We start from the raw sequence: 21151 nt of genomic DNA, 5'->3' as shown, positions 1-21151 counted from the left end.
ACTACTCAGACGTGCAATAATTGTCAATAGGACCCGTTCGGGTCGAGGAGCACCAGGCCCACGACGGGCGTGTGAGGTCCTCGACTTGACATGGGTCCTCGTAATGCCCACCGACGGACGGCGCCCTCCCGGCGCCGCCGCCTCCGGGACGCAACGGATGGAGAGGTGCCGCCATGGCCACCAGAGCTACCAAGACAGCAACGCTCGACGCCGTCGACGACGACGTGACGACGACCGCCAAGAAGCCCGCAGGGCGCAAGCCCGCGGCCAAGACCACGGTGGCGAAGACCGCCGCAGCGAAGACCACGCGATCGCGCGCCACCACCAAGGCCGCCGCGGTCACCGAGGACGAGCCGACCGATGCGGTCGAGCCCGATGAGGCGGACGTCGACGAGGAGACCGAGGTCGTCGTCGAGGACACCGAGGCGGCGAAGGACGACACGGAGACGCCGGAGGTTCCCGCTGCTGCTGCGGCCGTCGCACCCGCGGAGCCGCTGCCGAGCGGTGCGCTGGTCCTCTCCTTCGGGGGCGAGGACGACGAGGTCCCGGTCTACTCGACCGCGATCACCGGCGCCACCGCCGATCCGGTCAAGGACTACCTGAAGCAGATCGGCAAGGTCGCGCTCCTCAACGCGGCTGAGGAGGTCGAGCTCGCGATGCGCATCGAGGCCGGCCTGTTCGCCGAGGACAAGCTCGCCAACTCGAGCGACCTCAGCCCGGAACTCGTGCGCGAGCTGCGCTGGGTCGCGAAGGACGGGCAGCGAGCCAAGAGCCACCTGCTCGGAGCGAACCTCCGGCTCGTGGTCAGCCTTGCCAAGCGCTACACGGGTCGCGGCATGCAGTTCCTCGACCTCATCCAGGAGGGCAACCTGGGCCTGATCCGTGCGGTCGAGAAGTTCGACTACACCAAGGGCTTCAAGTTCTCGACCTACGCGACGTGGTGGATCCGCCAGGCGATCACTCGCGCAATGGCCGACCAGGCCCGCACGATCCGCATCCCCGTGCACATGGTCGAGGTCATCAACAAGCTCGCCCGCGTGCAGCGTCAGATGCTGCAAGACCTGGGCCGCGAGCCCACGCCCGAGGAGCTCTCCCGCGAGCTCGACATGACCCCCGAGAAGGTCATCGAGGTGCAGAAGTACGGCCGTGAGCCGATCTCGCTGCACACCCCCCTGGGCGAAGACGGCGACAGCGAGTTCGGTGACCTGATCGAGGACACCGAGGCGGTCGTCCCGGCCGACGCCGTCGGCTTCACCATGCTGCAGAAGCAGCTGGAGTCGCTGCTCGACTCCCTCTCGGAGCGCGAGGCCGGCGTGATCCGCATGCGCTTCGGCCTGGGCGACGGTATGCCGAAGACACTGGACCAGATCGGCGACACCTTCGGCGTCACGCGCGAGCGGATCCGCCAGATCGAGTCCAAGACGATGGCGAAGCTCCGCCACCCGTCCCGATCGCAGTCGCTGCGCGACTACCTCGAGTAGGCCGGTGATCCGCTACGCGCCGGCGGTCCTCCTCGGGAGGGCCGCCAGGTTCGCTGCGCGAGTCCGGAAGCCCGGCGGTGGGTCCGCCGTACCCGGACTCGTGGTGAACCGCGTCGCACCCGGGTTCCTCCCCGCGGTGCTCAACGGCTTCCCTGAGGGTCTGGTCGTCGTGACGGGGTCAGCGGGGAAGTCGACGACGACGAAAATGCTCGTCGCCGTCCTGCGGGCGCACGGTCTGCGCGTCTTCACCAACCCGTCGACGGCGAACATCGCCCAGGGCCTCACCTCGGCACTGCTCGAGCGGGCCGATCTGCGCGGAGGCATCGACGCGGACATCGCCGTCCTCGAGATGGACGAGGGACACGGAGCCCGGCTCGCTCCACGGATGCGCCCCCGCGTCGTGCTCCTGACGAACGTGGTCGTGGATCAGATCGACCGCTTCTTCGACCCCGCGATGGTCGCGCGCATGCTCGCGACGATCGCGGGACGCGCCACCGGCCGCGTCGTGCTGAACGCCGACGACCGCCACGTCGCCGACATCGCTCGGGGACTCTCCGACGACCTGGTCCGTTGGTACGGCGTCTCCGACTCCGTGCGCGCGGGCGCCACCGGTGGGCTCGGCTACGCGGCCGCCGCCGACGGCGGCTCCGACCGCGCCACCACCCTCGTCGAGAGCACGACTGGGGCGGCCGCCTCGATCCGCAGCGACGGCGACGCGCTCGACGTACGCCTCCCGGCCCGCGGCGTGCACTACGCGGTCGACGCCGCTGCCGCCGTCTCCACCGCGCGCGCCGTGCTCGCCGACCGCTTCGACCCGGCGGTGACGGCCGCCGCCCTGTCGGCGATCGACCCCGTCTTCGGCCGCGGCGAGATCGTGCTCGTGCGGGGTCAGGAGGTCGAGTTCGTGCTGGTGCAGAACCCCGCGAGCTACCGGCTCAACATTGCTGAGATCCCCGAGGGCACCGAGCAGATCATGCTCGCGATGGGCTCGGACGTGCGCGACCCCTCATACTTCTGGCCCGTGGACACGTCGGTGCTGCGGCGGGTTCGCGTGGTCTCCGGCTCGAAGGCCCACGAGGCCGCGCTGCATCTGCGCTACGACGGAGTCGTCGTGGATGAGGTCGACGAGGATCTGGCGCGGGCACTCGACGGCTTCCTCGCCCTGCCGACACCGGAATCCGGACGCAAGACGATCGTCTTCTCGGCCGACTCGATGCGCCGGACCCGCGCGCATCTCCACCTCGTCACGAACGGCGAGGAGACCTCGTGACCATCCTGCGCATCGCGGTGCTCGCCCCGCACCTCCTCGACAGCAACGGGGATGCGGCCAATGCGCGCGTCCTCGCCGCCCGGGCCCGCTGGGCGGGCATCGAGACCGATGTGGTCCCGCTGATCACTCCTGCCGACGCCGTGACTCGGCCGGACGTGCTGGTCGCGGGTACCGGCGCGGACGAGGACCTGCCCGCCGTACTGGACCTGCTCACGTCGGTTCGTTCCGACCTGCACGAGTGGGCCGAGCAGGGTACGCAGGTCGTCGCGGTCGGAGCCGGCTGGGAGCTCCTCGCCGAATCGATCGCCATGACGACCGGAACCGTCGCGGGCATCGGCCTCTTCCCCGGCCGCTCCGTCGCGGGGGAGCGCGCGACCGACGACCTCCTCCTCGAGAGCGCGGACGGCGTCCTCGTCGGTTTCGAGAACCACGAGCGCCGCATGACCGGGATCGCCCCCGAGGACGCGCTGGGTCGTGTGCTCCACGGAACCGGCGACGGGGCCGGCTTCGACGGATTCCGCTCGGGAGGCCTGCTCGGCACGCACCTGCACGGACCGCTCCTGGCCAAGAATCCGGTGCTGGCGGACGCGATCCTGCGGCGCGCGCTCGGCGACGCCTACGCAACCACCGACGGGCGCATCCGAGAGGTCGACGAGACGGCACGAGCCGCCCGCGATGTCATCACGAAGCGGCTCGGTGTCGACCGGTAGCGCGTCGACTGGTAGCGTGTCGATCGTCAGATGTCGGTCATCAGACGCCAACGCCCCGACCGGGGCGAGCGCTAGGGGCGCTGCTCTTCGAAGAGCCGCGCGGACTCGTCGTGCCAGCTCTGCGCGATGCTGGAGAGCTTCTCCTGGTACTTCTTGCCGTGGTGTGCGCAGAACAGAAGTTCTCCGTTGTTCACGACCACGCGGATGTACGCCTGCGCGCCACAGCTGTCGCAGCGGTCGGCGGCGGAGAGCTGGTGGGCACCGGCGAGTTCGTCCACGCCGTTCTGGGTTGCTGTGGTCGACATGACTTGGCCTCCTGCACTCGTTCTTCGATCTCTGCTTAGTAGAGCCCATCCAAGCACGCGATTGTTTCCGCGCGGAGTCGATCGGGCGGCATTTCGCTCTGCGCGTAGGGGCACCGCGTCGCGGGGCTGCCGTGCCAGCGCCGTGCGCCATGCGACGGCGGCCCGAGCCGATCGCGAAAGTAGACTGGGCGGATGGCCTCCACCGACTACAACGCCCGGCACCTCTCCGTCCTCGAGGGCCTCGAGGCGGTCAGGAAGCGCCCCGGCATGTACATCGGTTCGACCGATTCGCGCGGCCTCATGCACTGCCTGTGGGAAGTCATCGACAACTCCGTCGACGAAGCGCTGGCCGGGCACGGCACCGAGATCAGCGTGCTGCTGCACGCCGACGGGAGCGTCGAGGTCCGCGACCGGGCGCGCGGCATTCCGGTCGACATCGAGCCGAAGACGGGACTCTCCGGGGTCGAGGTCGTGTTCACGAAGCTTCACGCGGGCGGCAAGTTCGGCTCCGGGTCCTACGCGGCGTCGGGCGGCCTGCACGGGGTCGGGGCGTCGGTGGTCAACGCGCTCTCGGAGCGCCTCGATGTGGAGGTCGACCGCAACGGCCGCACCTATCGGATGTCGTTCCACCGGGGGGAGCCGGGCCGCTTCGCCGATGCGGGGGAGCCCACCCCGGACGCGCCGTTCACCCCGTTCGAGAACGGCTCCGAGCTGACGGTGGTCGGGAAGGTCGCGAAAGGCGTCACCGGCACCCGTGTGCGCTACTGGGCCGACCGCCAGATCTTCACCAAGGGCGCGTCGTTCCAGACGGACGACCTCGTGACGCGAGCTCGGCAGACCGCTTTCCTCGTTCCCGGGCTCACGCTCGACATCGTCGACGACCGGGCGGAGGAGCGCCGCGCCGAGATGTTCCGCTACGACGGCGGCATCTCGGAGTTCGTCGAGTTCCTCGCGCCCGACGCGCCGGTGACCGAGGTGCTGCGCTTGACCAGGTCCGGAACCTTCACCGAGACGGTCCCCGTGCTCACGCCGGGCGGGGCGATGGTCCCGACCGAGGTGGAGCGCACCTGCGAGGTCGACATCGCGCTGCGCTGGGGAACCGGCTACGAGACCGTGATGCGCAGCTTCGTCAACATCATCGCCACGCCCAAGGGCGGGACCCACCAGACCGGGTTCGAGCAGGGCCTCCTGAAGCTGCTCCGTTCACAGGTCGAGGCCAACGCGCGCCGTCTCAAGGTCGGCTCGGACAAGCTAGAGAAGGACGACGTGCTCGCCGGTCTGAGCGCGGTCCTGACCGTCCGCCTCCCCGAGCCGCAGTTCGAGGGCCAGACCAAGGAAGTGCTCGGCACCCCGGCTGTGCGCGCCATCGTCGCCTCCACGATCGTGTCGACGCTCGGCGCGGTCTTCTCCTCGACGCGGCGCGAGGACAAGGCGCAGACCGCTCAGCTGCTCGACAAGGTCGTTGCCGAGATGAAATCGCGGATCTCGGCGCGCGCTCACAAGGAGACCCAGCGCCGCAAGAACGCGCTCGAGTCGTCCTCGCTGCCGGCGAAGCTCGTGGACTGCCGCAGCAACGACGTCGAGAACAGCGAGCTGTTCATCGTCGAGGGCGACTCGGCGCTCGGAACGGCCAAGCTGGCCCGGAACAGCGAGTACCAGGCGCTGCTGCCGATCCGCGGCAAGATCCTCAACACCCAGAAGGCGAGCATCGCCGACATGCTCTCGAACGCGGAGTGCGCGTCGATGATCCAGGTGATCGGAGCCGGCTCCGGCCGCTCGTTCGACCTGTCTGCCGCGCGCTACGGGAAGATCATCCTGATGAGCGACGCCGATGTCGACGGCGCGCACATCCGCACGCTGCTGCTCACCCTGTTCTTCCGCTACATGCGCCCGTTGGTCGAGGCGGGGCGGGTCTTCGCCGCGGTGCCGCCCCTGCACCGGCTCGTGGTGATGAACGCGGGGAAGAAGCCGAACGAGACGATCTACACCTACTCCGAGAAGGAGCTGCAGAGCGTGCTCGCCGCGCTCGGCAAGGCCGGACGCCGCTACCAGGACCCGATCCAGCGCTACAAAGGCCTGGGCGAGATGGACGCCGACCAGCTCGCGACGACGACGATGGACCGGTCCCGCCGCACGCTGCGCCGTGTGCGGGTCGCCGACGCCGAGAACGCGGGGCGTGTCTTCGAGCTATTGATGGGCAATGAGGTGGCGCCGCGCAAGGAGTTCATCGTGCGCGGCTCGGAGTCGCTCTCGCGGGACCGCATCGACGTGTGAGCCGCGACGGCCGAGCGATCAGAAGAGCTCGGGCGCCGCACCGATGCTCGCGATGGGCGCCGAGAGCGCGACTCCCGAACCGTCGCGCTTCATCCCGGAGTCGGGAAGCGATGCGACCGAGCCGTCCGCTTCGAGCGCGTGGGCGGGGCCGGGGCCGACCCAGGCGACGCCGAGGGCGGTCTCACCCTTGAGGAAGCGGTGCGCACGAACGCCGCCCGTCGCTCGGCCCTTCGCCGGGAACTCCGAGAACGGCGAGACCTTGGCGCTGCCGGTGTCGGTGCCCGAGAGCGCCCAGCTGTCGACGGCGACGGTCGCGACCACCGCCTCCTCACGGTCGGAAGCGGCGACGACGGCGAAGTGGACCACGTCGTCGGTCTCAGCGAGCTTCACGCCCGCCATCCCCGCTGCGGTGCGGCCCTGCGGCCTGACTGAGGAGGCGCCGAAACGCAGAAGTTGGGCCTCTCCGGTCACGAAGACCAGCTCGTCGTCGTCGGTCGACGGGGCCGCTCCGACCACGGCGTCTTTGGGCTTGAGCGCGATCAGGTCGATGTCGGGCCGGTTCGGCAGGTCGCCAGGAGCGACGCGCTTGACGATGCCCTGCTGGGTGCCGAGCGCGATCGGACGAGTGTCGTCGAGGGCGACGAGCGCGAGGATCCGCTCGTCCTTCGCGAGATGAGGGAGGTAGTCGGCCATCCTGACTCCCGCGCCCAGCTGCACGGAGGAGGCGGGCACGGACGGGACGTCGACGGGGGAGAAGCGCAGAAGGCGCCCCGCCGTCGTGACGGCACCGATCTCTGTCCGTGTGGTCGTGTCGAGCGTGCTGATCACAGCGTCGTGCTGGGAGCGGCGGGTCGCGCGCTCGGGGTGCGGCGCGGCCGCCGGGTCTCGGTCGACGCGCACCATGCGGCCCGTCGTGCTGAGCAGGACACGACACGGCACGTCGGCGATCTCGAGCACGGCCGCAGCGGCCTTGCGCCCGGTCGTCGCGACGGAGGCGCGGGCCTCCGTCAGCAGCGTCCGGCGCGGCGTCCCCAGGCGCTGGGCCACCTCGTCGAGTTCGTCGGAGACGAGCTCGTCGATGCGGGCTCGACTGGCGAGCAGCGCCTCCAGCTCGGCGATCTCGGCGAGCAGAGTGTCGCGCTCGGCCTCGAGCTCGATGCGTGAGAACTTCGTCAATCGGCGCAGCTGGAGTTCGAGGATGTAGTCGGCCTGCAGCGTGCTGAGGTCGAAGACCTCGATCAACCGGGCCCGTGCGGCGGCCGTGTCGTCGCTGCCGCGGATGAGCTGGATCACCTCGTCGATGTCGAGGATCGCGACGAGCAGACCCTCGACGAGGTGCAGGCGCTCCTGGCGCTTGCGCAGCCGGTAACGGGAGCGGCGAGTGACGACCTGCACGCGATGGCCGATGTAGACCTGCAGCAGCTCCTTCAGGCCGAGAGTCCGGGGGCCGCCGTCGACCAGGGCGACGTTGTTGATCGAGAAGGCGTCCTCGAGAGGCGTGTAGCGGTAGAGCTGCTCGAGCACCGCCTCCGGGCTGAAGCCGGTCTTGATGCCGATGACCAGGCGCAGGCCGTTGTCGCGGTCCGTCAGATCGGTGACGTCCGAGATGCCGCTGAGCTTCTTGTTCTGCACGCCGTCCTTGATCTTGTCGATCACCTTCTCGGCGCCGACAAGATACGGCAGCTCGGTGACGACGAGGCCCGACTTGCGTGCGGTGATGCTCTCGACTGAGACCCTGGCGCGGGTCTTGAAACTACCGCGACCGGTCGCGTACGCATCGCGGACACCCGCCAGACCGACGATGGTGCCGCCGCTCGGGAAGTCCGGGCCGGGCACGAACGACATCAGGTCGTCGAGGGAGGCGTCGGGGTGCGCGATGAGGTGGCGTGCCGCTCCGATCACCTCGATCAGGTTGTGCGGAGCCATGTTCGTCGCCATGCCGACAGCGATGCCGCTCGCGCCGTTGACCAGCAGGTTGGGGAACGCCGAAGGCAGCACCTCCGGCTGGTCGTGGGAATTGTCGTAGTTGGGGACGAAGTCGACGACGTCCTCGCCGAGGTGCTCGGTCATCGCCGTGGCGGCGGGCGCGAGTCGGGCCTCGGTGTAGCGTGCAGCCGCCGGGCCGTCGTCGAGCGAGCCGAAGTTGCCGTGGCCGTCGACGAGCGCCACCCGCATGGTGAAAGGCTGCGCGAGCCGGACGAGGGAGTCGTAGATAGACGCGTCCCCGTGCGGGTGCAGCTTGCCCATCACCTCGCCGACCACCCGCGCCGACTTCACGTGGCCGTGGTCGGGACGCAGGCCCATCTCGCTCATCATGTAGAGGATGCGGCGCTGCACGGGCTTCAGTCCGTCACGCGCATCGGGCAGGGCCCGCGAGTAGATGACCGAGTACGCGTACTCGAGGAACGAGCCCTCCATCTCGGCCGAGACGTCGACGTCCTCGATGCGCTCGGTGAGCGAGGATCCGGGGGAGGGGGCTGCTGCGTTCATGACTCACTTCGGTGGCGGGCGCGGGACGTCGGTGGGGCGATGACCCGCGCCGGTCGTGACGGGCGGCTCCCGGCGGGAGCGACGAGCGGAGACGGTACCGCGCCGACGGGGCCGGCACCGCTGCGGCGCCGCCGTGCCCGTGCGCGTCGACCCGGCCGGGCGATGGGCTGTGCGACACTGGGCGCAATGACCCCTATGCTACCGCCCGCCCCCACCGGGCGACGGAGCCTCGCCGACGTGCTGCCGGGAGCCCTCGATGCGCTCCTCGGGCGTCCCGGGCTCCTCGGGTCGCCGCGGGTCGAGCGGATCGTGGTGGTCCTGGTCGACGGCCTCGGTGCCGCGAACCTGCGGCAGCGATCCGGGCACTCGCGCCTCCTCGCTCCCGCACTGAACCGCGCCACCACGCTGGTCTCGGGCTTCCCGACTACGACAGCCGCGGCCCTCGCGAGCCTCACGACGGGTCTGCGGCCCGGGGGGCACGGGATGGTCGGCTACCGTGTGCTCGATCGGGCGTCGGATCGACTGGTGAACCAGCTCTCCGGCTGGGACGAGCGGATGGTGCCCGAGCTGTGGCAGCCGCGGTCGACCGTGTTCGAGCGGGCGACCGCGGCCGGCGTGCGGGCGGGCGTGATCGGTCCGGCACGCTATGCACGCTCGGGACTCACGCGGGCGATCCTCCGCGGCGCCGAGTATCACTCGGCGGGGTCGGTCGCCGAGCGGTTCGCGGCCGCCCGGGCCCTGCTCGACGAGGGCGGCCGGCAGCTGGTGTACCTCTACGTCCCGGAGCTCGATCAGGCCGCGCACGCTCGGGGGTGGCAGTCAGCCGAGTGGACGGCAGCGCTGGAGCAGCTCGACGGCGAGCTCGCGGTCGCCGTCCGGCGCCTCCAGGGCCGCGAGGGCCTGCTGGTCACGGCCGATCATGGAATCGTGGACGTGCCAGCCTCCTCGCACATCCTGATCCAGAGAGGTCCGCTGCTCGAGGGAGTGCGGCACCTGGGCGGTGAACCGCGATGCCTGCAGCTGCATCTCGAGCCCGGTAGGAACGCCGACGAGGTGGCGCGCCGCTGGCTCGACGCAGAGGGCACCCGTGCGTGGGTCGCGACCCGCGCAGAGGTGGAGGCCAGCGGCTGGTTCGGCGACATCGGGCCCGAGGCCGCGGGGCGGATGGGTGACGTCTTCGTCGCCGCACGCAAGACGATCGCGTACTACGCGGCCGACGATTCCTCCGGGCGCTCGATGATCGGCCAGCATGGATCGCTCACGCCCGAGGAGACGCAGGTGCCCCTGCTCGGGTTCGGAGCGGTCTCGACCGGCTGATCCACACGGCGACCGGCAGGAGCCCGCGGGCCCCGGCCGATCAGTCGTCGCTGCGCGCCCCGAAGACGATCTCATCCCAGCTGGGCATCGACGCCCGACCTCGGCGGACACTTCCGCGCATACCGGACGGCTGCTCGGGGGCCGGGGGAGCGGTGCGGGGCGGCTCAGGAGCCTTCTCGGCGACCGGAGCCTCCGGTTGCTGTACAGGCTCCTCCCGCCCTCGAAGAGACGATGCGGTATCGCGCTCACCGCGTCGGCGCCGCAGGGCGTCGAGCAGGTCGGCCGTGTCGTTGAGGTTGCGCTCCCTCTGCTCCGTGGTGCTGCTGACGGGGCGGGGGAGCGTCGAGACGGGGCGCGGAGTCTCGGCGAGTGCCGGCTGCGGCTCCGTGTCGGAGGGGCGGACGGCGGCGGGTCGCGCATGGGGCATCGCAGCCGGCCGACCGGCTGTGGGGTGCTCGGACCGCGGGGAGCGCGGCTCCGGCTGCGGGGTGGCGGGAGCATCGGGATCGAAGCGGGTCGCGAGCTCGTCGACGGCGGCCGGGATCACCGCACGCAGGCGCGGGATCAGCGTCGGACGGATCTCCCCCTGCTGCGAGAGCGTGATCGCCTCGGAGGTGAGCGGGGCGAGGAGGGCCTTCCTCGGGTCGAAGCGCCAGCGCGCATCGTGGTCGATTTCGTCGGAGCGGAAGAGGAGTTTGACGACCCAACCCTCCTCCTCCTTCCAGCTCGACCACTGCTCGCCCTCGGCGCCGAGGGCGGCGAGACGCTCGCGGATGACGTCGCCGAAGGGTGTTCCCTCCTCGAGCGGGTCCGGGTCGGTGGTGGTGTACACGCGCACGGCCAACGCGGAGGCGACGACGTGCTCTCGCTCGGCGGTCACCGGCCCCTCGAAGCGCTGCACGTAGTCGAGGTCGGCTCCCGTGAGCTCGGCGACCTCGTCCGCCGAGAGCCCGGAGCGGATGTGCGCCTGGATCTCGCGGGGCGAGACGCGCTTCTCGCGCGGCGGGAGGGAGTGCACCCGCGGCCGGAGCTGGCTCTGCAGCGTCTCGTCGATGCGCACCGAGAATCGCTCGCCGCCCTCCGACACGAGGACGAGCGATCCGCCCTCGACGCCGATCACCTTCAGTTCCATCATCGCGGGGACCCTCCTTCTGGACGCGGACCGGGCCAGGATGCCACGCGCCCGGCCCGTTGGCCGGGAATACCCCGGGCGGGTCGAAAGTTGGTGCGGAAGGAAGCGGGGCGAACGGGTGTCAAGCGCCGTTCGAGGTGGTTTGCGAATCGATGCGTCGTGATGCACACTGACCCCGCCGATTTGTTGAACAGCAGAAATAAGAAGTGGATGGGAATGGCTACGGACTACGACGCCCCCCGCAAGACCGATGACGACTCCGAGTCGATCGAGGCCCTGAAGGAGCGAGTCCCCGACAAGATGTCCGGAGTCGTGGACGTCGATGACGCCGACAACCCGGGCGGATTCGAACTGCCCGGCGCCGATCTGTCCGACCTCGATCTGGACGTCGTGGTCCTTCCGCCCCAGGCGGACGAGTTCACGTGCGTGAGCTGCTTCCTGGTGAAGCACCGCTCGCAGATCGACCACGAGGAGAAGCTCGGTCCGATCTGTCTGGAGTGCGCCGCTTAAGCGCCTCCGGGCTCCGAAGGACGACCGCTCCGTCGCCGTGATCCCTGGATCGCGGCGACGATGTCGTTCGGGCGCCGGCTCGAGAGAAGCCAGTACGGAGTCGGGTCCTCCGGGTCGTCGAGGGGAACCCGCACCACGTCCTTCACCCAGCCGCGGATGACCAGATAGGCCCGAGCGTCGAGTCGCGGTCCGCGCTCGGCGAACGCCTGCCTGCCGGTGTGCGCCGTGGGCTCGCCGACCAGCTCGAGCGGGATGTGCGCTCGCCCCGCGCGCAGCTCTCCCTCCGCCACCTCGATCACGGGCGACAGCGCCAGCAGCGAGAGGACGCAGCCCGCGTAGAGCACCACCGCGACGATCACCCCGACCACGAGGTCGATGGGTGCGAACACCAGGATGCTGGCGGGCACGACGAGGGCGGTGGCGATGAAGAGCCAGGGCGCGGGCCACAGCCTCTCTCGGTAGGACGGCATACCCCTATTGCACCAGACGAAGTGGTCTACCCTCGTCACGTGCTTGCAACCGTCGACGTCCCGATCCGCGCAGACCAGCTCCCGTCCTACGCCCGACCGGGCGACGCCGGAGCCGATCTGCACTCCACGGAGGACGTGGTCCTCGCTCCCGGCGAGCGTGCCAGCGTCGGGACAGGAGTCGCAATCGCACTGCCGGAGGGACACGCCGGCCTGGTCGTCCCCCGCAGCGGCCTGGCCTTCACGCACGGCATCACCGTCGTCAACGCCCCCGGCACGATCGACGCGGGCTACCGCGGCGAGATCCGGGTGGCGCTGCTGAACACGGACAGTCGTGAGAGCTACCACGTCTCGACGGGGGATCGGATCGCGCAGCTCGTGATCGTCCCGGTGGTCCAGGCGCGCTTCACGAGCGTCGACGAGCTTCCGGAGTCGGTCCGCGGCACGGGCGGCTTCGGATCGACCGGGTACGCCGTCGACGCCCAGGAGACCAGAATCCACGAGGAGAGCGCATGAGCGACATCCAGCCCACCGCCGACGAGTCCGTCGAGCAGATCCAGCAGGACTTCGAGAAGTCGGCCCCGGACGACCGCGCCGAGGCCGGTCCGCTCGACGAGCTCGAGGCCAACCCCGTCCGCCCCTACATCGACCTCGGCGGGGTCAAGGTGCTGCCTCGCGAGGGCATGCACATCCGTCTCGAGGTCGAGGAGGGCACGAAGCGCGTGATCGCCGTGGGCCTGGACTACGCGGAGTCGACCCTGCAGGTGCAGCCCTTCTCGGCGCCGCGCTCATCCGGCCTCTGGCACGAGATCCGCGGTCAGATCGCCGAGCAGATCGGCCGCCAGGGTGGATCGACCACAGAGCGCGAGGGCGTCTTCGGTCCGGAGCTCGTCGCGGAGCTGCCCCTCGCGGGCGGTCAGACCCGCGTGGCGCGGTTCGTCGGAGTCGACGGCCCGCGCTGGTTCCTGCGCGGGGTGATCGCCGGAGCGGGCGCCGTCGACGAGAAGGCAGCAGCCGCGGTCGAGGAGCTGTTCCGCAGCATCGTTGTCGTCCGCGGCAGTGGTCCCATGCCTCCGCGCGACCTCATCCCGCTCAAGGTCCCCACGGGCGGCCAGACCCAGCAGAGCGCGAGCTGACCGGCATGGAGCCGCCGCGCCCCGAGCACGAGGAACCCGCGCGCCCGGAGGTGGCGGACGCGATCGCGCAGGCGGCGCGCCGCTCCGGTCTCGGAGCGGTCGCCGACGGCGAGCCTTTCGACGGGAGGGCGCTGCTGCGCACGATGGGCGGAGTCCGGGGCATCCTCGAGGCCGTCGTCCCGGGCATCGCCTTCGTGCTGCTCTACACGGTGACCTCGGAGCTGGTGCTCTCGCTGGTCGCCTCCGTCGGCCTTGCGGTGGCGTTCACTGTCGCGCGGATCCTCGGAAGGACCCCGGTCATTCAGGCCGTCGGCGGCCTCCTCGGCGTCGTGGTCTCGGCGGCACTTGCACTGGTCACCGGCCGGGCGGTGGACAACTTCGTGCCCGGCCTGATCACCAATCTCGCCTACGGACTCGTCTTCCTCGTCTCGGTGCTCGTGCGCTGGCCGCTGATCGGCGTGGCAGCCGGCTACCTGATGGGCGACGGCACGGGCTGGCGAGACGACCGCCGCAAGCGCCGTCTCTTCGGGGCGCTGACGCTGGCGTGGGCCGGGCTCTTCCTCCTGCGCCTCGCTGTGCAGTACCCGCTCTTCCTGGCCGAGGACACGACGGCGCTGGGCACCTGGAAGCTCGTGCTCGGACTCCCCCTCTACGCCCCGTTGCTGGTCCTCACCGTTCTCGCCGTGCGGGCGGAGTACCGCGGGGCCTCCGAGCGCGACGATGACGACGTGCGTCCGGAACATGCGTAGAATTGTCTCGACGTCGAGATAAATAGTGCTCGCCTTCCCGCACCGTCGCGGCGAGGACGACCGGGGGCTGCGGCGTCGCAGAGTTAGGTCCTCCTTGGTGGCAGGTCGACGTGCGCGGTCGTCAAGATGAGGACGGAGAGCGGCTCCGCCCGTCGGTGGTGGTCGCAGTCAGCGAAGGAGAGGGCGACGTGTCCGCGGTAGACAGCTTTGGATCGAAAGACACCCTGAAGGTCGGCTCGACCGACTACGAGGTGTTCCGCATCGACCGGGTCCCCGGTCACGAGAAGCTCCCGTTCAGCCTCAAGGTGCTGCTCGAGAACCTCCTCCGCACCGAGGACGGCGCCAACATCACGGCCGACCACATCCGCGCCCTCGGCGAGTGGGTCCCGGAGTCGGAGCCCGACACCGAGATCCAGTTCACCCCGGCCCGCGTGGTGATGCAAGACTTCACCGGCGTGCCCTGCATCGTCGATCTCGCCACCATGCGCGAGGCCGTCGCGGCCCTGGGCGGGGACGCGAACAGGATCAACCCGCTCGCCCCGGCCGAGATGGTCATCGACCACTCCGTGATCGCCGACCTCTTCGGCACCGAGGACGCCCTCGAGCGCAACGTGGAGCTCGAGTACGAGCGCAACGGAGAGCGCTACCAGTTCCTCCGCTGGGGCCAGACCGCCTTCGACGATTTCAAGGTCGTCCCGCCGGGGACCGGCATCGTGCACCAGGTCAACATCGAGTATCTCGCGCGCGTCACCATGACGCGCGAGGTCGACGGCGCGCTGCGCGCCTACCCGGACACCTGCGTCGGCACCGACTCGCACACCACGATGGTCAACGGGCTCGGCGTGCTCGGCTGGGGCGTGGGCGGCATCGAGGCCGAGGCCGCGATGCTCGGCCAGCCCGTCTCGATGCTCATCCCGAAGGTCGTCGGCTTCAAGCTGTCGGGTTCCATCCCGACGGGGGTGACGGCGACGGACGTCGTCCTCACCATCACGCAGATGCTGCGCAAGCACGGCGTCGTCGGCAAGTTCGTCGAATTCTACGGAGCGGGCGTCGCCGAGGTCCCGCTCGCGAACCGCGCGACGATCGGCAACATGAGCCCCGAGTTCGGGTCAACCGCCGCGATGTTCCCGATCGACGACGTCACCCTCGACTACCTGCGCCTGACCGGGCGCAGCGATGAGCAGATCGCTCTCGTCGAGCAGTACTCCAAGCTGCAGAAGCTCTGGCACGACCCCGCGGTCGAGCCCGTGTTCAGCGAGTACCTCGAGCTGGACCTCGGCACCGTCGTCCCCTCGATCGCCGGACCGAAGCGCCCGCAGGACCGCATCGAGCTCTCCGCAGCCAAGACGCAGTTCGAGTCGGACCTGAACAACTACGCTGACGTCTCGCACGACATCGTCGACCTCACGATCTCGGAGTCGTTCCCCGCCTCCGACCCGGGAGAGCTGCAGCCGCAGGACGCTCACAGCTCGCACGAGCACACCCACCGCTCGCACGCACCGGCCACGGCGTCCAAGCCGACGACGGTGGAGCTGGGCGACCGGGGCGAGAGCTTCACCATCGACCACGGAGCTGTCGCGATCGCCGCGATCACCTCGTGCACGAACACGTCGAACCCCTCGGTGATGCTCGCGGCCGGCCTGCTGGCCCGCAACGCCGCGCAGAAGGGCCTCAAGGCCAAGCCGTGGGTCAAGACCACGCTGGCGCCCGGCTCCAAGGTGGTCACCGACTACTACGAGAAGGCGGGGCTCACCGAGTCGCTCGAGGCGCTCGGCTTCTACACCGTCGGCTACGGCTGCACGACCTGCATCGGCAACTCCGGCCCTCTGCTCGAGGAGATCTCGACCGCTGTGCAGGACAACGACCTCGCGGTGACCGCTGTGCTCTCGGGCAACCGCAACTTCGAGGGCCGCATCAACCCCGACGTCAAGATGAACTACCTCGCGAGCCCTCCGCTCGTGATCGCCTACGCGCTCGCCGGCTCGATGAACTTCGACTTCGAGGTCGACGCGCTCGGCACCGACGCCGAGGGGAACGACGTGTTCCTCAAGGACATCTGGCCCGACGCGGCCGAGGTGCAGGCGACGATCGATTCCTCGATCGACAAGTCGATGTTCGACACCCAGTACGCGGGCGTGTTCGACGGCGACGAGCGCTGGCGCGCGCTGCAGACCCCCGAGGGCTCGATCTTCGAGTGGGACGAGTCGTCGACCTACGTGCGGAAGCCCCCGTACTTCGACGGCATGACGATGGAGACCACCCCGGTCACCGACATCGCCGACGCCCGGGTGCTGGCCAAGCTGGGCGATTCCGTCACCACCGACCACATCAGCCCGGCCGGCTCGATCAAGGCCGACAGCCCGGCCGGCCGCTACCTGGACGATCACGGCATCGACCGCAAGGACTACAACTCCTACGGCTCGCGACGCGGCAATCACGAGGTGATGATCCGGGGTACCTTCGCGAACATCCGCCTGCGCAACCAGCTGCTCGACGGAGTCGAGGGCGGCTACACCCGCGACTTCACGCAGCCGGACGCTCCGCAGTCGTTCATCTACGACGCCTCGCAGAACTACCAGGCCGAAGGCACGCCCCTCGTGATCCTCGGCGGCAAGGAGTACGGCTCTGGTTCGTCGCGCGACTGGGCGGCCAAGGGCACGAGCCTGCTCGGAGTCAAGGCGGTCATCGTCGAGAGCTTTGAGCGGATCCACCGCTCCAACCTCATCGGAATGGGCGTCGTCCCGTTGCAGTTCCCGGCCGGCCAGAGCTGGGAGTCGCTCGGGCTGGACGGCACAGAGTCCATCAGCATCTCGGGGATCGCGCAGCTGAACGAGGGTGTGACCCCCAAGACGGTGCACGTGATCGCCGAGCCGACGGCGCATTCCGCCGAAGGCAAGCAGACCGTCGAGTTCGACGCGGTCGTCCGCATCGACACCCCGGGCGAGGCGGACTACTACCGCAACGGCGGGATCCTGCAGTACGTGCTCCGCTCGCTCGTCTGATCAGCCGCAGAACGTGTGCGCCTCCCCTTCGGGGGAGGCGCACACGCGTTCGCGGGGACCCCGTGCGTAGACTCGGACAACGTTCCCACCCCTCGACTCGACCCTGGAAGGCGACGCGCATGGCTGTTCTCGAGACCATCGGCGGTCCGCGCGATCTCGATCGCCTGACCACGGCCGAGCTCGAGACACTCGCGCAGGAGATCCGCGACTTCCTGGTGCGCGAGGTCTCGAAGACCGGCGGGCATCTCGGTCCCAATCTCGGAGTCGTCGAGACGACGATCGCGATCCACCGCGTGTTCGACTCACCGCGCGATGCGATCATCTTCGACACCGGCCACCAGTCGTACGTGCACAAGCTGCTGACCGGTCGCCAGGACTTCTCGCGTCTGCGTGAGCGCGGCGGGCTCGCCGGCTACCCGCAGCGCGCGGAGTCGCCGCACGACATCGTCGAGAGTTCGCACGCCTCCAGCTCGCTCTCGTGGGCCGACGGTATCTCCCGCGCCTTCACCATGACCGGACAGAGGGACCGCCACGTCGTCGCCGTCGTCGGTGACGGTGCCCTGACCGGCGGGATGACGTGGGAGGCGCTGAACAACATCAGCGATGACAATTCCCGTGGCCTCGTCATCGTCGTCAACGACAACGGGCGCTCCTACGCCCCGACCATCGGCGGAATGGCACGGTTCCTCAACGGCGTGCGGACCCGGCCCACCTACCGCACGATGCACCGTGGGTCCCGCGCCGTATCGGAGCGGCTGGGCGGCCCCGCCGCGGCCGTCTACCGTGGCGTGCGCGGAGGACTGCACGGGTTCCTCAGTCGCTTCATCAACAACGAGGCGCTCTACTCGAACCTCGACATCAAGTACCTCGGCCCGATCGACGGTCACGACGTGACGGCGATGGAGGAGGCTCTGCAGCAGGCGAAGGACTACGGCCAGCCCGTCATCGTCCACGCGATCACCCAGAAGGGCAGAGGATTCGGGCCCGCGGTCGACGACCTCGCCGACCAGTTCCACGCGGTCGGGCAGATCGATCCCGAGACGGGCGAGCCGCTGAGCGCCGCCGGTGCCCGCTCGTGGACCTCCGTCTTCGCGGAGGAGATCGTGACGCTCGCCGATGAGGACCCGACGATCGTCGGGATCACGGCCGCGATGCTCCGCCCGGTCGGGCTCGACCGTCTCGCCGAGAAGTACCCCGAGCGCGTGTTCGACGTCGGCATCGCCGAACAGCATGCCGTCACCTCCGCGGCGGGGCTCGCCTTCGGAGGCCTCCACCCCGTGGTCGCTCTGTACGCGACCTTCGTGAACCGCGCGTTTGACCAGGTGCTGATGGACGTCGCCCTCCACCGGGCCGGCGTGACCTTCGTGCTCGACCGCGCGGGCGTGACCGGCCCCGATGGGCCGAGCCACCACGGCATGTGGGATCTCGCCATCCTCCAGGTCGTGCCAAACATCCGCCTGGCGGCGCCGCGCGACTCCGTCAGGCTCCGCGAGGAATTGCGGGAGGCAGTCGGGGTCACCGATGCGCCGACCGTCGTCCGCTTCTCGAAAGGGAGCGTCGGCGACGAGATCGACGCGATGGAGCGCCTCGGCGACGGAGTGGACGTGCTCGCCCGCGCCGAGCGCCAGGACGTGCTGATCGTCACCGTCGGACCGATGGCCGCGATGGGCCTCGAAGTCGCGCAGCGGCTCGCCGCGCAGGGCATCGGAGCGACCGTGGTCGATCCGCGCTGGGTCGTTCCTGTGCCCACCAGCATCATCGAGCTCGCCCGGGAGCACCGCCTCGTCGTCTCGATCGAGGACGGCGTGCGCGTCGGCGGAATCGGCACCCGGATCCGCCAGGATCTGCGCGAGGCGGGTGTGGACACCGCTGTCACCGAACTCGGGCTCCCCGACCAGTTCCTCGACCACGCGAAGCGCGAGGAGATCCTCGAGGACGTCGGGCTGACTCCGCAGCACATCGCTCGCGACGTCGTGGCCCAGGTGCTGGGCAGCAAGATACCCGTCGCGCGTCCGCTGCCGGACGAGGTGTCCGCGCGCAACGACGCCCGCAGCGACTGACGCCTCTCCGGTCGGAGCGCGATCCGCCGGCGATCGGGGCTTCCTCACGACGGGATTCGCTGAGATCCGGCGTCGCGGGCCGGAGGGAGCGGCGCCGAAGTGTCCCCGGCGCCGCTCCGGGTCAGTCGACGCCGCGGACGGCGGGGTGGTGGAACGTGTCGCCGAAAGCGCGAGCGCTCGCGCCGACGCGGTCGAGATACGGAGTCAGCCCGCCCATCTGGAACGGATAGCCGGCGCCGAGGATGAGACAGAGGTCGATGTCGTCCGCCGCGTGAACCACGCCGTCGTCCAGCATCCGCTTGACCTCGTCGGCGAGCCCGGTCTCGACGCGGAGCCGTAGCTCCTCGGCGGTCATCGGCTCGGTGCCGCCCGCGACGATCGCGGCCGCCCGCTTGTCGACGCCCTTGACCCGCCCCTTCGCGTCGCGCTCGAACACGTGGCCGAGCTCCGCGAGCCGATGCAGGTTCGGACTGTCGAAGAAGCGCTCCGGGAAGGCCGCGTGGTGGGTGTCGAGAACGTGCGCGCCCACCTTGAGACCGACGAGCTCCAGTAGCTCGAAGGGCGTCATCGGTAGACCGAAGGGGGCGAGCGAGCGCTCGACCACCTCGAACGGCGTACCGGTGTCGACGGCGTGCATCGCCTCGCCCAGGACCTTCGCGAGCAGGCGGTTGACGACGAAACCAGGAGTGTCGCGGGTGATAACCGCGTTCTTCTTGAGTGTCGCGGCGGTCACCATCGCAGTCGAGAGCGTCTCGTCATCGGTCTGCGGTGTGCGGACGACCTCGATCAGCGGCATCACCGCGACCGGGTTGAAGAAGTGGAAGCCGACGAGGCGCTCCGGGTGCTCCAGCCTCTCCCCGATCAGCTCGACCGACAGGGACGAGGTGTTGGTGGCGAGGACCGCCGTCGGCGACACGTAGCGCTCGAGGTCGGCGAACACCTCCTGCTTCACGGAGAGCTCCTCGAAGACGGCCTCGATCACCCAGTCGGCGTCCGCGAAGTCGGTGCGATCGGTCGTGCCGGTGATCAGCGCCCGGAGGCGGTTGGCGTCGTCGAGCGAGACGCGGCCCTTCGCCAGCAGGGCATCGATCTCGCCCCTGATGGCCGCCACTGCCTTGTCGACCCGCTCCTGGTCGAGGTCGGTGATGACCACCGGGACCTGGAGACGGCGCACGAAGAGGAGCGCGAACTGCGTGGCCATCAGCCCGGCGCCGACCACGCCGACCTTCGAGACCGGCTTCGCGAGCGCCTTGTCCGGCGCCCCGGCGGGACGCTTCGCCCGCTTCTGCACGAGATCGAAGGCGTAGATGCTCGCGCGGAACTGGTCGCCGGAGATCAGGTCGGCCAGCGCCTCGTCCTCGGCGGCGAAGCCCTCCTCTCGAGTGGTGTTCTTCGCCGCTTTCAGCAGGTCGAGGGCACGGTAGGGGGACGCGGCCACCGAGCCGATGCGCGACTTCAGCTGCTTGCGGGCGACCGAGATCGCAACGTCCCACGTGACCAGCCGCTCGAGCATGCCGGGCGCGTTCGGTCGCTCGACCTTCACCGTGCCGCCGAGCACTCCGTCGGCCCACCGGAGCGAGTCCTCGAGGAAGTTCGCCGGAGCGAACAGCGCATCGGCGATCCCGAGGTCGAACACCTCCTGTCCCTTGAGGGTGCGGTTGTTCTTCAACGGGTTCTCGACGACGACCTTGAGCGCGTTCTCGATGCCGATGAGGTTGGGCAGCAGCCAGGCACCGCCCCACCCGGGGATGATGCCGAGGAACACCTCAGGGAGCCCGAGCGCCGGGATCGACGAGTCGACCGTGCGGTAGTCGGCGTTGAGGCCGATCTCGGTCCCACCGCCCAGAGCCAGGCCGTTGATGAAGGCGAAGGACGGGACGCCCAGCTCCGCGAGCATCCCCAGCGTGCGGTGCCCCAGCCGGGCCAGCTGCCGGCCGAGCTCTCGGCTCGGGATCTGACCGACCTTGCTGAGATCGGCACCGGCGGCGAGGATGAAAGGCTTGCCGGTGATACCCACCGCCTGGATCTCACCCCGGGAGGCGCGCTCCTTCTGCCCGATCAGCACGTCGGCCAGCTCGAAGAGCGACGCGGGCCCGAAGGTGTTGGGGCGGGTGTGGTCGCGGTCGTTGTCGAGGGTGATCAGGGCGAGCGTGCGTCCGCTGGGCAGCGGCACGTCGCGGACGTAGGAGTGGGTGACCACCTCGCCCTCGGCGAGGTCTGCCAGGTTCTCGAATCCGTCGAGCATGGG

The 21151-nt window shown here is 69.7% G+C and carries 16 protein-coding genes; 11 read left to right on the top strand and 5 right to left on the bottom strand.

Features of this window, described 5'->3' with window-relative positions:
- The first annotated feature begins 173 nt into the window (after positions 1 to 173).
- The 3 genes from GSU10_RS07680 to GSU10_RS07670 all read left to right on the top strand — a co-directional run bounded on the left by GSU10_RS07680 (position 174) and on the right by GSU10_RS07670 (position 3461).
- The gene (locus GSU10_RS07680; protein ID WP_068209168.1) at positions 174 to 1481 is read left to right on the top strand and encodes an RNA polymerase sigma factor; all 1308 of its coding nucleotides are present in this window, start codon (positions 174 to 176) and stop codon (positions 1479 to 1481) included.
- A gap of 103 nt (positions 1482 to 1584) precedes the next feature.
- On the top strand, positions 1585 to 2751 hold the full coding sequence (locus GSU10_RS07675) for a MurT ligase domain-containing protein (protein WP_132504289.1): 1167 nt from the start codon (positions 1585 to 1587) through the stop codon (positions 2749 to 2751).
- A complete protein-coding gene (locus tag GSU10_RS07670) occupies positions 2748 to 3461 on the top strand; it encodes a type 1 glutamine amidotransferase (RefSeq protein WP_068212872.1) in 714 nt (237 codons plus the stop codon). The genes GSU10_RS07675 and GSU10_RS07670 overlap by 4 nt, the downstream gene beginning before the upstream one ends.
- Before the next feature lie 71 nt (positions 3462 to 3532).
- Here the strand turns inward: GSU10_RS07670 and GSU10_RS07665 are convergent, their stop codons facing one another.
- Positions 3533 to 3766: a DUF7455 domain-containing protein gene (locus tag GSU10_RS07665; RefSeq protein ID WP_068212876.1), complete on the bottom strand. Its 234-nt coding sequence runs from the start codon at positions 3764 to 3766 to the stop codon at positions 3533 to 3535.
- A gap of 192 nt (positions 3767 to 3958) precedes the next feature.
- Here GSU10_RS07665 and GSU10_RS07660 point away from each other — a divergent pair, with 192 nt between their 5' ends.
- On the top strand, positions 3959 to 6040 hold the full coding sequence (locus tag GSU10_RS07660; RefSeq protein WP_132504291.1) for a DNA gyrase/topoisomerase IV subunit B: 2082 nt from the start codon (positions 3959 to 3961) through the stop codon (positions 6038 to 6040).
- Between the two features lie 18 nt (positions 6041 to 6058).
- Here the strand turns inward: GSU10_RS07660 and GSU10_RS07655 are convergent, their stop codons facing one another.
- The gene (locus GSU10_RS07655) at positions 6059 to 8530 is read right to left on the bottom strand and encodes a DNA gyrase/topoisomerase IV subunit A (protein ID WP_068212879.1); all 2472 of its coding nucleotides are present in this window, start codon (positions 8528 to 8530) and stop codon (positions 6059 to 6061) included.
- Positions 8531 to 8716: 186 nt separating this feature from the next.
- On the opposite strand from GSU10_RS07655, the gene GSU10_RS07650 reads away from it, so the two are divergent.
- The gene (locus GSU10_RS07650; protein ID WP_199220812.1) at positions 8717 to 9847 is read left to right on the top strand and encodes an alkaline phosphatase family protein; all 1131 of its coding nucleotides are present in this window, start codon (positions 8717 to 8719) and stop codon (positions 9845 to 9847) included.
- 40 nt (positions 9848 to 9887) lie between these two features.
- Here GSU10_RS07650 and sepH read toward each other — a convergent pair whose 3' ends face one another.
- Entirely contained in the window at positions 9888 to 10982 is a 1095-nt protein-coding gene (sepH, locus tag GSU10_RS07645) for a septation protein SepH (RefSeq protein WP_132504293.1), read from the bottom strand.
- A 213-nt stretch (positions 10983 to 11195) separates the two neighbouring features.
- Here sepH and GSU10_RS07640 point away from each other — a divergent pair, with 213 nt between their 5' ends.
- On the top strand, positions 11196 to 11489 hold the full coding sequence (locus tag GSU10_RS07640) for a DUF4193 domain-containing protein (protein WP_055792269.1): 294 nt from the start codon (positions 11196 to 11198) through the stop codon (positions 11487 to 11489).
- Here GSU10_RS07640 and GSU10_RS07635 read toward each other — a convergent pair.
- Positions 11486 to 11959 (bottom strand): DUF3093 domain-containing protein, encoded by a 474-nt coding sequence (locus GSU10_RS07635; protein ID WP_068207126.1) that lies wholly within the window; start codon positions 11957 to 11959, stop codon positions 11486 to 11488. The two genes, GSU10_RS07640 and GSU10_RS07635, sit on opposite strands and share 4 nt — an antisense overlap.
- Before the next feature lie 39 nt (positions 11960 to 11998).
- On the opposite strand from GSU10_RS07635, the gene dut reads away from it, so the two are divergent.
- From dut to dxs, 5 genes are all read left to right on the top strand, one after another.
- Complete coding sequence (dut, locus tag GSU10_RS07630) at positions 11999 to 12472, top strand: dUTP diphosphatase (RefSeq protein ID WP_068207124.1); 474 nt, start codon at positions 11999 to 12001, stop codon at positions 12470 to 12472.
- Complete coding sequence (locus tag GSU10_RS07625; RefSeq protein WP_068207121.1) at positions 12469 to 13092, top strand: DUF3710 domain-containing protein; 624 nt, start codon at positions 12469 to 12471, stop codon at positions 13090 to 13092. Before dut ends, GSU10_RS07625 begins: the two co-directional genes overlap by 4 nt.
- 5 nt (positions 13093 to 13097) lie before the next feature.
- Positions 13098 to 13841, top strand: coding sequence for a DUF3159 domain-containing protein (locus GSU10_RS07620; protein ID WP_068207110.1), 744 nt, complete (start codon positions 13098 to 13100; stop codon positions 13839 to 13841).
- Between the two features lie 188 nt (positions 13842 to 14029).
- Positions 14030 to 16843: an aconitate hydratase AcnA gene (gene acnA / locus GSU10_RS07615; RefSeq protein WP_068207153.1), complete on the top strand. Its 2814-nt coding sequence runs from the start codon at positions 14030 to 14032 to the stop codon at positions 16841 to 16843.
- A gap of 119 nt (positions 16844 to 16962) precedes the next feature.
- Positions 16963 to 18903 carry a 1-deoxy-D-xylulose-5-phosphate synthase gene (gene dxs, locus GSU10_RS07610; protein ID WP_068207107.1) on the top strand — a complete coding sequence of 647 codons (1941 nt, stop codon included), beginning with the start codon at positions 16963 to 16965 and terminating at the stop codon, positions 18901 to 18903.
- Positions 18904 to 19024: 121 nt separating this feature from the next.
- Here dxs and GSU10_RS07605 read toward each other — a convergent pair whose 3' ends face one another.
- Positions 19025 to 21148 carry a 3-hydroxyacyl-CoA dehydrogenase NAD-binding domain-containing protein gene (locus GSU10_RS07605; RefSeq protein ID WP_068207104.1) on the bottom strand — a complete coding sequence of 708 codons (2124 nt, stop codon included), beginning with the start codon at positions 21146 to 21148 and terminating at the stop codon, positions 19025 to 19027.
- Positions 21149 to 21151 lie beyond the last annotated feature (3 nt).

The organism is Rathayibacter tanaceti, assembly GCF_009834165.1.
GTDB lineage: Bacteria > Actinomycetota > Actinomycetes > Actinomycetales > Microbacteriaceae > Rathayibacter > Rathayibacter tanaceti.
The sequence above is the reverse complement of the archived record's forward strand: the minus strand, read 5'-3'. Positions and strand labels throughout refer to the sequence as shown.